The organism is Falsirhodobacter xinxiangensis (assembly GCF_004959935.1).
GTDB lineage: Bacteria > Pseudomonadota > Alphaproteobacteria > Rhodobacterales > Rhodobacteraceae > Falsirhodobacter > Falsirhodobacter xinxiangensis.
Window position 1 is genome coordinate 1 of sequence record NZ_SMYN01000019.1, and the last position, 12,922, is coordinate 12,922.

Annotated in this window: 11 protein-coding genes; 4 read left to right on the top strand and 7 right to left on the bottom strand. The window is 63.9% G+C overall.

The window, feature by feature from the left end:
• Nucleotides 1-13: 13 nt before the first annotated feature.
• The 7 genes from E2K76_RS16680 to E2K76_RS16710 are packed head-to-tail and all read right to left on the bottom strand — an operon-like array spanning nucleotide 14 to nucleotide 8,285.
• A complete protein-coding gene (locus tag E2K76_RS16680) occupies nucleotides 14-436 on the bottom strand; it encodes an Lrp/AsnC family transcriptional regulator (RefSeq protein ID WP_136685587.1) in 423 nt (140 codons plus the stop codon).
• A 12-nt stretch (nucleotides 437-448) separates the two neighbouring features.
• A complete protein-coding gene (locus tag E2K76_RS16685) occupies nucleotides 449-1,171 on the bottom strand; it encodes a haloacid dehalogenase type II (RefSeq protein ID WP_136685588.1) in 723 nt (240 codons plus the stop codon).
• A gap of 19 nt (nucleotides 1,172-1,190) precedes the next feature.
• A complete protein-coding gene (locus E2K76_RS16690) occupies nucleotides 1,191-3,233 on the bottom strand; it encodes an oxidoreductase (RefSeq protein ID WP_136685589.1) in 2,043 nt (680 codons plus the stop codon).
• Nucleotides 3,234-3,252: 19 nt separating this feature from the next.
• Nucleotides 3,253-4,884 carry an ABC transporter ATP-binding protein gene (locus tag E2K76_RS16695; RefSeq protein ID WP_136685590.1) on the bottom strand — a complete coding sequence of 544 codons (1,632 nt, stop codon included), beginning with the start codon at nucleotides 4,882-4,884 and terminating at the stop codon, nucleotides 3,253-3,255.
• Between the two features lies 1 nt (nucleotide 4,885).
• Complete coding sequence (locus tag E2K76_RS16700; RefSeq protein WP_136685591.1) at nucleotides 4,886-5,734, bottom strand: ABC transporter permease; 849 nt, start codon at nucleotides 5,732-5,734, stop codon at nucleotides 4,886-4,888.
• On the bottom strand, nucleotides 5,731-6,666 hold the full coding sequence (locus tag E2K76_RS16705; RefSeq protein WP_220432275.1) for an ABC transporter permease: 936 nt from the start codon (nucleotides 6,664-6,666) through the stop codon (nucleotides 5,731-5,733). Before E2K76_RS16705 ends, E2K76_RS16700 begins: the two co-directional genes overlap by 4 nt.
• A gap of 8 nt (nucleotides 6,667-6,674) precedes the next feature.
• Nucleotides 6,675-8,285, bottom strand: coding sequence for an ABC transporter substrate-binding protein (locus E2K76_RS16710; protein ID WP_220432276.1), 1,611 nt, complete (start codon nucleotides 8,283-8,285; stop codon nucleotides 6,675-6,677).
• A 214-nt stretch (nucleotides 8,286-8,499) separates the two neighbouring features.
• Between E2K76_RS16710 and E2K76_RS16715 the strand changes: the two genes are divergently transcribed.
• The 4 genes from E2K76_RS16715 to E2K76_RS16730 are packed head-to-tail and all read left to right on the top strand — an operon-like array spanning nucleotide 8,500 to nucleotide 12,915.
• Entirely contained in the window at nucleotides 8,500-9,930 is a 1,431-nt protein-coding gene (locus E2K76_RS16715; protein ID WP_136685593.1) for an aldehyde dehydrogenase family protein, read from the top strand.
• 11 nt (nucleotides 9,931-9,941) lie between these two features.
• A complete protein-coding gene (locus E2K76_RS16720) occupies nucleotides 9,942-11,411 on the top strand; it encodes a lyase family protein (RefSeq protein WP_136685594.1) in 1,470 nt (489 codons plus the stop codon).
• Nucleotides 11,408-12,571: an MFS transporter gene (locus tag E2K76_RS16725; RefSeq protein ID WP_136685595.1), complete on the top strand. Its 1,164-nt coding sequence runs from the start codon at nucleotides 11,408-11,410 to the stop codon at nucleotides 12,569-12,571. Before E2K76_RS16720 ends, E2K76_RS16725 begins: the two co-directional genes overlap by 4 nt.
• A complete protein-coding gene (locus E2K76_RS16730) occupies nucleotides 12,571-12,915 on the top strand; it encodes a tRNA-binding protein (protein ID WP_136685596.1) in 345 nt (114 codons plus the stop codon). The genes E2K76_RS16725 and E2K76_RS16730 overlap by 1 nt, the downstream gene beginning before the upstream one ends.
• The last annotated feature ends 7 nt before the right edge of the window (nucleotides 12,916-12,922 follow it).

The window sequence follows — 12,922 nt, forward strand, 5'->3', positions numbered from 1 at the left end:
CTGGCTCTGAAACTCAATGAGTCTGGACCCTAGTGACACCCAAGTTGCGTTCTAAGAGCTGCTCTATGAGCTCTTGATAATCAAGGATGCTCTTAGCAATAAATTTAACAAGATAATCATATCCACCCGAGATCAGGTGGCATTCCATCACCTCTGGAACCCGCGCCATACCCTGCTCGAACCGCGAGAAGTTGTCGCTGCGATGATCGGCCAGTGTGAACTCGGTAAAGATCGTCACGACCTGCGCGACCTTGCGCATGTCCAGAAAAGCGCCGTAGCCGCTGATGATCCCCGCCGCCTCCATGCGCCGTATGCGCTGGAGGCAGGGCGAGGGGGAAAGCCCGACATGTTCGGACAGGCGGACGTTGGAAATCCGTCCATCCTTCATCAGTTCCGCGAGGATCTTGATGTCGATTCTGTCGAGCTTGATCGTCATGCCGGTGCTATCTCAGGATGCAAGCCGAAGGCTTTTCTGATGGGCCTGGGCGAAATCCGCCATCGAGTTGAAGCGGAAATCATAGCTGGGCATATCTCCGGGGTGCATCGTCGCGCCGAAGCCTTCCTTGTTGTGCCGACGATAGATCCACGCCGAGGCGAGCCCATGCCGGTTTGCGGGCTTGTGATCGTGGAACATGCTTTCGGCAGTGTGAAGGATCTCGGACTTCTGGTGGCCCATGCGGTCAAGCTGCGCCAGCATATAGTCGAAATTGCGATCAGAAGGCTTGTAGCTGCCCACATCTTCGGCGGTGTAGACATAATCGAAGTCGACGGCGAGCTTTTCGTTTGAAAAGGCGAACGAGCGGTTGTCCACGTTCGACAGCACGCAGAGCTTGTAGTATTTTTTCAGGTATTGAAGCGCACCTGCGGAATCCTCGAAGGCGGGCCAGTTCCTGACCGACTGGCCATATTCCTCGCATTCGGCCCAGGTGACGGGGATGCGCCATTCTTCGGACAGGCGGCGATAGACGGTGGCGAGCAGGCGCGAATAGGGCATGGCCGGCGTCGCGAGTTGCTGGGTGCTTTCGTGGAACGCATGCGCCTCGAGGATCTGGTCGCGGCTCAGCGACAGCCGGTCGGTCAAGGGGCGCAGGCCCTCGATCATCCCGCTCTCCCAGTCGATCAGCGTGCCATAGACATCGAAGGTCAGGACTTTGAAATCATTCAGGTTCATTTGGTTTCTCCGTGTAATGTCAGATGACGAGGCAGAGCCGGAAGGCGTCGTAGATGGAGGCGTGGATAGAGCGCGAGGAAACCGCATCGCCGATACGGTAAAGCGCGAATTCGTCCTTGCCCACCTCGGGCTGCGGTTTCAGGGCAAGAAGCGCGTCCATGTCCAGCGACCCGCGGTTGCCCGAGGCGTCCTTCATCTCGTGGAACAGCTCGTCGATCGGGATCGAGCCGCAATCGACGATGACGTTGTCGGCCAGAACCTCGATCCGCTCGCCGGTGAGCATGTGGGTCAGGGTGGCCTTCAGACCGTTGCCGTCGCGCTCGACCTTGGCGATTTCCAGATCCACATCGACGCGGGCATGTTTCTCGGCCAGCTTCTTGCGATAGGTGACGCGGGATTGGTATTCCATCTCCTGCGCCATGAATTCATCGACGGTGACCAGATGCACGTCGCGGCCCGCCTCGGCCATGGTCAGGGCGGTGGAGGGCGCCTGATGGCGGCCCGTGCCATCCACGACCAGAACGCGCTGGCCAATGCGGTGGGGCTCGGTGAGGGCATCCCAGCTGCTGGTGACCAGATCCTCTCCTCCCTCGGGGACGGTCGTGTCGGGCAGGCCGCCCGTGGCGATGATCACCACGTCCGGCTGCTCGGCCATGATGTCTGCCTCTTCGGCATAGACGTTAGTGCGGACGGTAACGCCCAGCTTTTCAAGCTCCGCCTCGCGCCAGTCCACGATCGCGATCAGATCGCGCCGCCATCCGGCCAGCGCCGCCGTGCGAATCTGGCCGCCCAGCTTTGCGCCCGCCTCGAACAGCACGACGCTGTGCCCCCGTTCGGCAAGCACGCGGGCCGCCTCTAGCCCCGCCGGGCCGCCGCCGACAACCACGGCCTTTTTCGCGATTTCGGCCTTTGGCACGATATGCGGCAGCTTGTATTCGCGGTTGCTTGACGCGTTGTGGATGCAGTTGCCCAAGCGATAGAGGCAATGCGAGGTGCCGATGCACGGGCGGATGCGGTCGGCCTCGCCCTGCTCGAGCTTGCGCACAATGTAAGGGTCCGCGATATGGGCGCGGGTCATGCCGACCAGATCCAGCAATCCCTCGGAGATGGCGTAGCGCGCCGTTTCCAGATCGGGAATTCGCGCGGCGTGGAAGACCGGTAGCTTAACCTGCCGCTTGAAGGCACCCACGGTCTTTAGGAACGGGGCCAGCGGGCGGGCCATGTTCGGGATGTTGTGTTCGACCAGCGCGATGCCGGTATCCATCTTGCCAAAGATGCAGTTGAAGAAGTCGATCGTCGTCTCGCGCTGCAAAATATCCGCGATTTCAAGGCATTCGTCGAAGGACAGGCCGATCCCGTCGCCCTCGTCCACGACATAGCGCATGCCGACGACGAAATCGTCGCCGACCTCGGCCCGGATGGCGTCGTGGACGGCGATTGCGAAACGGGTGCGGTTTTCGACCGATCCGCCCCAGCGATCGTTGCGGTGGTTGGTCAGCGGCGAGAAGAACTGCCCGATCAGGTGGCCGCCGGTCAGTGTCTCCAGCCCGTCGAAGCCGCCTGCCTTGAGCCGGCGCGCCGCTTGGGCGTAATCGCGTATGACGCGGGCGATGTCATCCTCGTCCATCTCGCGGCTGATCGCGCGGTGGCGCATCTCGCGCATCCGGCTTGGGCCCATCGCGGGAAGCCAGTCCTTGACCGTCGCATCGGCACGGCGACCAAGATGCGAAATCTGGCACATCACATGCGCACCGTGCTTGTGTACCCGATCGGCCATCTGCTGAAGATAGGGGATGGCGTCGTCATGGCTGACATCCATCTGGTTGCCGCCCCAGTTGCTGTCGGGCGACACCTGCGACGATCCGCCGATCATCGTCATCGCCAAGCCGCCCTTGGCCTTTTCCTCGTGATAGGCCTGATACTGCTCGCGCGGATAGCCCCCGCCCCCCGCCGTCGCCGCGTGCGAGGTGGAGATGATGCGGTTCTTCATCGTCAGGTGCTTGAGCCGGAACGGGGTCAGAAGCGGGTCCTTGATCCGGGCCGGATTGGAAATGGCGTTCATGGGGCTTTTCCCTGCTGGTTCAATGGGTGGCGCCCGCGCTGCGGCGGGTGCTGGCGGGGACTTCCTCCAGCCAGCCGCGACGAAGCTGCGGCACGGCGCGGACGAGTTCCTGCGTGTAGGGATGGGTGGGGGCGTGGGTCAGCACGTCGCGATGCGCCAGCTCCACCTCGCGTCCCTGGTAGAGCACCATGACCTCGCGGCACATCGCCTCAACCTTGCCCAGATCGTGGCTGATGAACAGATAGGACAGGCCAAGCTCGCGTTGAAGTTCCACCAGAAGCTCGATCACCGCCGTGGCGACGACGGTGTCCAGTGCCGAGGTCACCTCGTCGCAGATCACGACCGACGGCTTCGCCGCAAGTGCCCGCGCAAGGTTGATGCGTTGCTTTTGCCCGCCCGAAAGCTCTCGCGGGCTGCGATGGGCCAGCGACGCGGGCAAGCGGACCATGTCCAGCAGCTCGGCGACGCGGCGGTCGCGCTCGCCGCCCTTCATCCCATGATAGAAGGTCAGTGGCCGGCCCAGGATTTCCGCATTCGTCTGCGCCGGGTTGAGCGCGGTATCGGCCATCTGGAACACGATCTGCACCGCGCGGCGATCGGCGCGGCTGCGCCGAGCGGGATCGGCCAGATCCAGCTCCTTCCCGTTCAGCTTCGCCCACCCCTTCGCCGAGGGAAGCATCCCCGCGATCACCCGGCCCAGCGTGGACTTGCCCGAGCCGGATTCCCCGATCAGGCCAAGCGTCTGACCGCGTGGGATGCGAAAGCCGATGTCATGCAGCACCGGATGTTTCGGCATCCCGTCCCGGACCGCACCATAGCCTGCCGTCACGCCGCGGCATTCCAGCACGATGTCATCGGCGACCGGCGGCAGTTCGAGCCGCTTGCTCGCCGAGGCGGAGATCAGGCCTTGGGTAAACGGATGCTGCGGTCGGTCGAGAAGATCGTCCACCGGCGCGTTTTCCATGACCTCGCCGCCACGAAGCACGATGATACGGTCGGCCATCTGGGCGACGACGCCCAGATCGTGGCTCACATAGATCGCGGTCACGCCTTTTTCGCGCACCAGCGCCTTGAAGGCGCGCAGCACGTCAACCTGCGTCGTCACGTCCAGCGCGGTGGTTGGCTCGTCGAAGATCAGCACCTCGGGCGTGTTGATCATCGCCATCGCCGCCATCATGCGCTGCAACTGCCCGCCCGAGACCTGGTGGACATACCGATCGCCGATGGTCTGCGGATCGGGCAGGGCAAGCTCTTCCAGCAGCGCCTTGCCCTTGGTGACGGCCTGTTCGCGCGGCATCGTCGAATGCAAGGCGGTGGGGCTGACGATCTGGTTCATGATCCGCTTGGCCGGGTTGAACGCCGCCGCAGCCGATTGCGCGACATAGGCGACCGTCCTGCCACGCAGGTCGCGGAGTGCGCGTGGCGGCAGCGAGAGAATTTCGCGCCCGCCGATGCGCACCGAGCCGGAGGCGATGCGGCAGCCCGGCCGCGCATATCCCATCAGCGACAGCGCGATGGTCGATTTGCCCGAGCCGGATTCCCCGATCAGCGCGACGACCTCGCCCTTCTTGGCGGTGAAGCTGACATTGTTCACGATGCGGGTCTTGCCTGCATCGATGCAAAGGTCGCGGACCTCGATGAAATCGTCCATCCTAGCCGTCCTTTCCGTGCGAGATCGCGTCCACCATCAGCGTCATCGCGATGGTCAGCGACAGAAGGCAGATCGCTGGGGCCAGCACCGCGCTTGCGGCATAGGACAGGCCCACCATGTTTTCCGCGACCAGCGCGCCCCAATCCGCCTCGGGCGGCTGGATACCGAGCCCAAGGAAGGACAGACCCGACAGCAGCAGCGCGATGTAGATGAAGGTGATCCCGAAATGGGTGAGCATGTTCGGCACGATGTTCGGCAGGATCTCGCGCCGGATCAGATGGGCCGTGCCCTCGCCGCGCACGCGCGCCGCCTCGACGTAATCCATGCGCGAGATGTTGATGGCCGCCGACCGGATGTTGCGATAGGCCGACGGCACGTAAAGCACCGTGATCACCACGATCAGTACCGGCAGCGACGATCCGAATCCCGCGACCGCCACCAGCGCGAAGATGGTCGAGGGAAGGGAGTTCATCGTGTCCATGAACCAGCTGAGCGCCGTGTCCACCGCCGGGCGCACGAGCGTCGCGAGGATGCCCAGCACCGCGCCGAGAATCAGCGCCAGCGCCGCCGTCAGCATCGGTAGCCCCACCGTGTATTTCGCACCCGACATGATGCGCGACAGCACGTCCCGCCCCAGATAGTCGGTGCCAAGCGGATAGGTCGCCGACATCGGGCCGAGGCTGTCCCAGCTGTCTACGAACTCGCCCGGATCGTAGGGGGCCAGCAAATCGCCGAACAAGGCAAGGAAGACCCATGCGCCGAAGACGGCCGCGCCCGCTAGCGACAGCACGGGCCAACGATTGCGCGCGCGACGCAGGGTCGGTGCGGTTTCGATTTTCGTGTCGGTCATCGTGCCCTCAGTCTTGGATTGGCAAGGATGGCGATCAGGTCGGCGATCAGCACGAGGATCAGGAACCCCGCGCAGAAGATCAGCGCGCAGGCCTGCATCAGCGGCAGGTCGCGCGCGGCCACGCTGTCCACCATCAGCTTGGTCAGGCCGGGATAGGCGAAGATCACCTCGACGAAGACGACGCCCGAGATCAGCGCGTTGAGGCTGAGTGCCGAGGCGTTCACGATTGGCCCCGCCACGTTCGGCAGCGCATGGAACACGGTCGCATGCAGCCGCGATGCTCCGTTCAGGATCGCGGTTTCGACATAGGGCTCGCGCAGCGCACCCAGCAGGATTGCCCGGATCATCCGTGCCATCTGTCCAATCACGGAAAGCGACAGGGCCAGCACCGGCAACGTCATCACGCGGAAATGCCCCGCGATGCCCGACGCGCCCTCGACGTTGGCAAGCGCTGGAAACCATCCCGCCCAGACCGAAAGCACCAGCACGATCAGCGTCGCGATCAGGAAGGACGGCGTGGACAGAGCCACCACCGACAGCAGTGTCGTCAGCCGGTCGAAAAGCGATCCCGGCTTCATCGCCGAGGCGATCCCGAGGACCAGCGAGACCGGAATGGCGACCAGCGCCGCCAGCCCCGCCAGCAGCAGCGAGTTCGGCAGGCGCGTGGCGATCACATCGGCCACCGGACGACCGCTGGCCAGCGAAAAGCCGAAATCACCGGTCACGACGCCGCCCAGCCACGCGAAATACCGCGCAAGCTCGCCTCCCTCCAGTCCAAGCTGGGCGCGCAGGGCGGCCAGCGTTTCTGGCGTGGCGTCCTGCCCCAGAATGGATTCCGCCGCATCCCCCGGCAGCGCGCCGCTGACCATGAACACCAGCGTCGCCACCAGCCACAGCGTCAGCAGCCCCAGCCCGATACGTTTTGCGATCAACGCCCCCATCAGGCTTCAAGCCAGACGTGTTCGGCAAAGGAGTAGCCCATCATGTTGCCCGTCGGGATCGGCTTCAGGCCTTTGAGCTTGCTGGAATGGGCGTCGATATTGGCAAAAAACAGCGGGATGCCGGTCCCAGCCTCGTCCCGCACCATCTGTTGCAGATCGGCATAGTTCTGGGCGCGCGTTGCCTCGTTCGTTTCGGCGCGGGTGGTGTCCAGCAGCTTGTCGAACGCCTCGGACTGCCAGCGGGACGAGTTGAACGCGCCGCCGGATTTATAGCACAGCGACAGGATCATATCCGCTGTCGGGCGCTGCGTGATCGTGCCGAAGCCAAAGGGCACCTTCATCCAGACGTTCGACCAGTATCCGTCAACCGGCACGCGCTGGACGTTGATGTTCACGCCGATCCCTGCCGCCGCCTGCTGGATGATAAGGGCCATATCCAGCGTGTTCGCCACGCCCGCCGACGCGACCAGCGGGATGTCCGCGCCGATGACGCCTGCCTTTTCAAGATGGAACTTCGCCTTTTCGGGGTCGTGTTCGCGCTGTGGGGCGGATGCGTCGTGGTATTTCATGGTGGATGCGATGGGCTGGTCGTTCGCCATCTCGGCAAAGTCGCGATAGATCGAGGAGACCATCACCTCGCGTTGCAGCAGATGCTTCATGCCAAGGATGAAGTCGGGATTGCCGGTGGTACTGTCCGTGCGCTGCATTATCAGGTCCGAATAGGTACCTGACTTGGTGACGAACAGATCGACGCCTTCCTCGCGCTCGATCAGACGGGTAGAGCGGGGGTTGATGCCGGTGGTCAGATGAACCTCGCCCGCGCGCAGTGCGTTCAAACGCGAGCTTTCGTCCGGCAGACCGAAATATTCGATGGAATCGACGTGCTGCTTGCCGTCCTTCCAGTAATCGTCGTTGCGGACCGCGACGGAACGCACGCCTGCCTCGAACATCTCCAGCTTGTAAGGGCCGGTGCCGATGCCGAATTCGGTGCTGCCGTCCGGCACGATGAACATGTTGAACGTGCCGAGGATCACCGGCAGATCGTAGTTCGGGCCGGTCAGGGTGATTGCCAGCTCGTGCGGGCCGGTCGCGCGAACCTCTGAAATCATCGCGGTATAGGTTTTGCCCCGCGACGCGGTTTCGGCGACATTGTGCCGCGCGATGGAAAAGACCGCATCGGCCGACGTGAATGGGCGTCCGTCATGGAACCGCACGCCTTCGCGCAGGCGGAAGACCCATGCGATGCCGTCGGCGGTGGACCATTCGGTTGCGAGTTCCGGCTGTGCCGCCAGATCGCCGTCAAGCGCGGTCAGCGTGTTGTAGAACATGAAGCCGCGCGCATAATCCGTGCCGTTGCCGAAGCGTGCGGGGTCCAGCGTTTCTGCGGTGGACGAGGACGACCCGGCTACCTTTAGAGTGCCGCCGCGAACGGGGACCGCGTCCTGCGCATGGGCGATGCGTGTGGACATCATGCTGGCGGCGGCAATCGTCATGCCGCCCGCGACGAGCCCGCGCAGGATGTCGCGCCGTGTTGCACCGCGGGCCGCCATGCCCTGCATCCGTGCAAGATCGCGCGGTGAAAGGGGGGGAGCCATCTCTAGGTCACTCATTGGAATCTCCGCTGATGGTCTTGGATAGGTTCTTTGTGTTCTTGGCGACCGGACGCATCCGCCGCAGCCCTAGGGTGCCAAGAAGGCCGCGAACAGTTCCGCTGAATTCCGGTGTTCGGCTTTGCAAAAATTTTGTGAAGCCGACGAATTCCCCGAAATCTGCGGCGTCGGGGGGGCTAATCCTGTGGTCACGAATGCCGCAAAAGGGCCCAGTATGACGAATATCGGAAAGTTTTTCATTGATGGTCAGTGGGTTGCGCCGGTCTCGCAAATGTCCGCTGATGTCATCGACCCCGCCACGCATACTGTGGTGGGGCAGGTTCCATTGGCAAATGCCGAAGATGCGAATCGCGCCGTCATAGCGGCAAGGCGGGCCTTCGACAGCTTTTCGCAGGTCCCGCTGGCGGATCGGATCGCCCTGCTGCGCCGCATTGCCAAGGGGATGACCCGCCGGCAGGAAGACATCGCGCAGGCCATCAGCGCCGAGATCGGCGTGCCCATCGCCTATGCCCGCTCCGGCCATGCCGCTGCCGGTGCGGCGCATATCGAGATTCTTTGCCGCGAGTTAGAAAGCTTTGCCTTCGAATGGATGCAGGGCGACACGCTGGTCACGCGCCTGCCGATCGGCGTGGCCGCGCTGATCACCCCTTGGAACGTGCCGGTCAACCAGATCGTCATCAAATTCGCACCCGCGCTGGCTGCGGGCTGCACCATGATCCTGAAGCCGTCCGAAATCGCGCCCACCTGCGCCACCATCATCGCCGAGATCATCCAAGAGGCGGGCATCCCTGCGGGCGTGTTCAACCTGATCCACGGCGACGGGCCGGGGGCGGGTGCGGCGCTGACCTCGCACCCGCAGGTGGATATGGTGTCGTTTACCGGATCGACCCGCGCGGGAATTGCGATTTCCAATGGGGCTGCCCCGACGATCAAACGCGTCGGGCTGGAGCTGGGCGGGAAATCCGCCAACATCCTGCTGGACGATGTGGATCTTGCCGATGCCGTCGCCAAGGGCGTGCGCGCCTGTTTCGCCAATTCGGGGCAGGCCTGTTCGGCCCCGACGCGGATGCTGGTGCCGCGCGGGATGATGGCCGATGCGGCGCGGATCGCGGCGGGCGTGGCGGATGGTTTGCGCGTGGGCGATCCGCGCAACCCGGCGACCGACCTTGGCCCAGTTGCCAATGCGAACCAGTGGCGCAGCATTCAGGCGATGATCGCGGCGGGTGTGGCCGAGGGTGCAACCCTTGCCGCAGGCGGCACCGGTTTGCCGGAGGGGCTGACCACGGGCGATTACGTCCGCCCCACCGTCTTTGCGGATGTGGCGCCCACCATGCGCATCGCGCAAGAGGAGATTTTTGGCCCCGTCCTGTCCATCATCCCTTACGACAGCATCGATCATGCTGTGGAGATTGCGAATTCCAGCGTCTACGGCCTTGCGGCTTATGTGCAGGGGCGCGATCTGGACCGCGTTCGCGCTGTGGGTCGTCGCTTGCGGGCAGGGCGGGTGCATCTGAACTATCCCGTACTGGACCGGACCGCGCCTTTCGGGGGGTTCAGGCAGTCGGGCAACGGGCGCGAACAGGGCCGCTATGGCCTTGAGGAATTTCTGGAATACAGCGCACTTATCGGCCACGGCGCCGCGTGAGGGAAACAGAGATGACCCGCCAGACCCCCCCCGCCTATATGGAAGCGTACAAAGAAGCCTTTGTCGCCGAGACGGCCGAATTCATACACGCCTATGACACCGCCCACGTCGTGATGCTGGGCGAGGCAGGGGTGCTGCCCGCCGAGACGGCCCTTGCCCTCCTGGACGGTCTTGCCGAGATGGAGCGCGCCGGGATCGCCGTCTGCCGCAGCGCCGCAGGCGGAGGAAACCATGCGGGAGAGCGGCATCTGACCGCAACGCTGGGAGCAAGCGTCGGCGGGGCAATCGGCCTTGCGCGTTCCTCGGGCGATCTGTCGGCGATTTCGTTCCGCATGTATGCGCGCGATGCGGCGCTGCGGCTGCGCCGACGGGTCCTGCTGCTGCGGCGCGCGATGCTGGCCTTTTCCGCATCCCACCGCGACAGTGTTTTCGCCGGCAACACCCACGGCCAGCACGCACAGCCGATCACTTTCGCACTGTGGGCGATGATGTATCACGATGCGCTGGCCCGCGACGGCGAAAGGCTGGCCGCGTTCGGCGCGCGGGCGAACTGGTGCCCGGCAGGGGCGGGCATCATGGCGGGGACGGGCTTTCCCATCAACCGCAAGCGCGTGGCCGACCTTCTGGGTTTCGACGGTGTGATCCCCAACACGCTTGATGCCGCGCTGAGCCATGATCTGGAGATCGAGTACGCGTCGGTCCTGAACGCTTTGTGCTACACCCTCTCGCGCATGGCCGAGGATGTGTTCATGTGGAACACGACAGAACATTCGCTGGTGACCTTGCCGGACTGGTTCATCGGCGCATCCTCGATGATGCCGCAAAAGCGTAACCCCGACGGTTTGCAGGACCTGCGCAACCTGTCCGCGCAATCGCAGGCGGCGCTGACGATGGTGATGGGCACCGAACGCGGCCCCACCGGCTATGCCATCATCGAACGCCGCAACCCCGACCGCGCCCTGCGCGCGCTGACCGAAGGTGTGATCGAACGGCTGGAGGTTCTGCCCGACCTTTTGGCCGAAATGCGGATCGACACCGAACGCGCCGAGGCCCATGCCAACGCCAACTGGGCCAGCGTGACCGACATCGCCAGCGCCATCGTCACCCTGAACGGGATCGAGTGGCGGCGCGCCCATCACATCGTAAAGGGCTTCGTGCGCGACTGTATCGCCAGCGGTCTCGCCCCGTCAGAGGTCACGGCGGACCATTTCAACGCCTATGCCTCGCGCTGCGGCGAATTTTCAGTGCTGCTGAACGATGCGATCCTGACCCGCGCGCTGGATGCCCGCGCCTTTATCAACCGGCGCGAGACCTTTGGCGGCCCCGGCCCCGAGGCGATGGAGGCCGCGATGGATTCCGCCACCCACCGCATCGCGATGGAGGCCGACAACATCGACGATCTGGCAGCCCGTTTCGCCAAGGCGGCGGAATCGCTGGCCGCCGTGGTATCCTCGACCCTAAAGACGCGGAAATTCGCATGAGTCGAGAGACCGCCGCGATCTGGACCATTGGCTATGTGCACGGCCTGAGCCATCTGTTCATGCTGCTGCTGCCGCCGCTGTTCGTGCTGATGGCGGCAGATATGGACATATCCATCGCGCAGATGGGCCTTGCCATCGCGGGGTTCAATCTGGTCACGGCGGTTACGCAATATCCGATGGGGCTGGCGGTAGACCGGTTTGGCGGGGTGCTTTGCCTGCGGATCGGGCTGGCCACTTCGGGGGCGGCAATCGCGCTGATGGCTGTTTCGTCAAGCTTTGCGGGCCTTGCGGCGGCCTATCTTCTATGCGGGTTGGCGAATGCGGTCTATCACCCCGCCGATTTCCGCATCCTGAACGACACCGTCTCCAAGGAGAGGCGCGCCTTTGCATTCTCGGTCCATGCGCTGGCAGGGAATCTGGGGTTCGCGCTTGCGCCCGCGCTGATCCTGCCGGTCGCACTTTGGTCGAATTGGCGGATCGGTTTGCTGCTTGCTGCCGGTTTGGCCGTGCCGGGTCTGGTCGCGCTTGCGCGGTTTCGCACCAGCCCTCGGCCCGCGAAAGAGGCGCAGGCGGGCGGGGTCGTCATTACCTCCATGATGTGGACGCAGCTCGGCATCTTCACGCTTTTATCGACCGTAAGCGCCGGGGTGCAAAGCTTTTCGGCCATCGCGGCAGGGCTGGCGTTCGGCTATCCCGCCGGCGCGATGACCACCGCCCTGACCGTCTATTTCGCGACAGGGGCGATGGGGATCGTCGCAGGTGGCCGCCTGCTGCGGACGCTGCCCGATGTGCGATGTTTCATCGGCGGCTGCGCCTGTGCGGTCCTGTGCTGGATCGCGATCTGGTCGGGCCTGTGGGGCGTGGCCGGATATACGGCGGCGCTTGGCTTGCTGGGCTTTGCGATGGGCTGCGTGCTGCCCGCGCGCGACATGGTCGTCGCCCGCAGCGCGCCGCGCGGGCGTCAGGGGCAAAGCTACGGCTTTGTAACGACCGGGATCAACATCGGACAATTCACAGCCCCCATCGCCATTGGTGCGATGATAGAGCGCGGCTTTACAGGCGGCTATTTCGCGTTCGTCCTGACGGCGCTGATGCTGGCGATCTGTGCCGGCATGCTGACCCAAACCCGAACCTACCTAACACAAGCGGAGATTTCGTGATGCCGATCAAACCCGAAGCGTCCTACAACGCGTTCCAGTCTCTTGACATCCGCACGGGCCGGATCGCGCAGGTCGAACCGTTTCCGCGCGCGCGCAACCCCTCCTACAAGGTTGCCGTCGATTTCGGACAGGAGATCGGCATCCGTTGGTCCAGCGCGCAGATCACCAGCTATTCTGCCGAGGATCTGATCGGGCGGATGGTCGTCTGCGTCGTGAACTTTGCCCCGCGCAACATCGCGGGTTTCAAATCCGAGGTGCTGATCATGGGCGCCAGCAACGACGCGGGCGAGGTCATGGTCCTGACCACGGCGGGTGATGCCGTCGTCGGCACCGAAATATTCTAAGGAGGCT

Bases quoted from the DNA above. Each gene is read 5' to 3' on its own strand.
- E2K76_RS16695 (WP_136685590.1), bottom strand. From the start codon at position 4,884: ATGGACGATTTCATCGAGGTCCGCGACCTTTGCATCGATGCAGGCAAG.
- E2K76_RS16730 (WP_136685596.1), top strand. From the start codon at position 12,571: ATGCCGATCAAACCCGAAGCGTCCTACAACGCGTTCCAGTCTCTTGAC.
- E2K76_RS16690 (WP_136685589.1), bottom strand. From the start codon at position 3,233: ATGAACGCCATTTCCAATCCGGCCCGGATCAAGGACCCGCTTCTGACC.
- E2K76_RS16720 (WP_136685594.1), top strand. From the start codon at position 9,942: ATGACCCGCCAGACCCCCCCCGCCTATATGGAAGCGTACAAAGAAGCC.
- E2K76_RS16700 (WP_136685591.1), bottom strand. From the start codon at position 5,734: ATGACCGACACGAAAATCGAAACCGCACCGACCCTGCGTCGCGCGCGC.
- E2K76_RS16685 (WP_136685588.1), bottom strand. From the start codon at position 1,171: ATGAACCTGAATGATTTCAAAGTCCTGACCTTCGATGTCTATGGCACG.
- E2K76_RS16725 (WP_136685595.1), top strand. From the start codon at position 11,408: ATGAGTCGAGAGACCGCCGCGATCTGGACCATTGGCTATGTGCACGGC.
- E2K76_RS16715 (WP_136685593.1), top strand. From the start codon at position 8,500: ATGACGAATATCGGAAAGTTTTTCATTGATGGTCAGTGGGTTGCGCCG.
- E2K76_RS16710 (WP_220432276.1), bottom strand. From the start codon at position 8,285: ATGAGTGACCTAGAGATGGCTCCCCCCCTTTCACCGCGCGATCTTGCA.
- E2K76_RS16680 (WP_136685587.1), bottom strand. From the start codon at position 436: ATGACGATCAAGCTCGACAGAATCGACATCAAGATCCTCGCGGAACTG.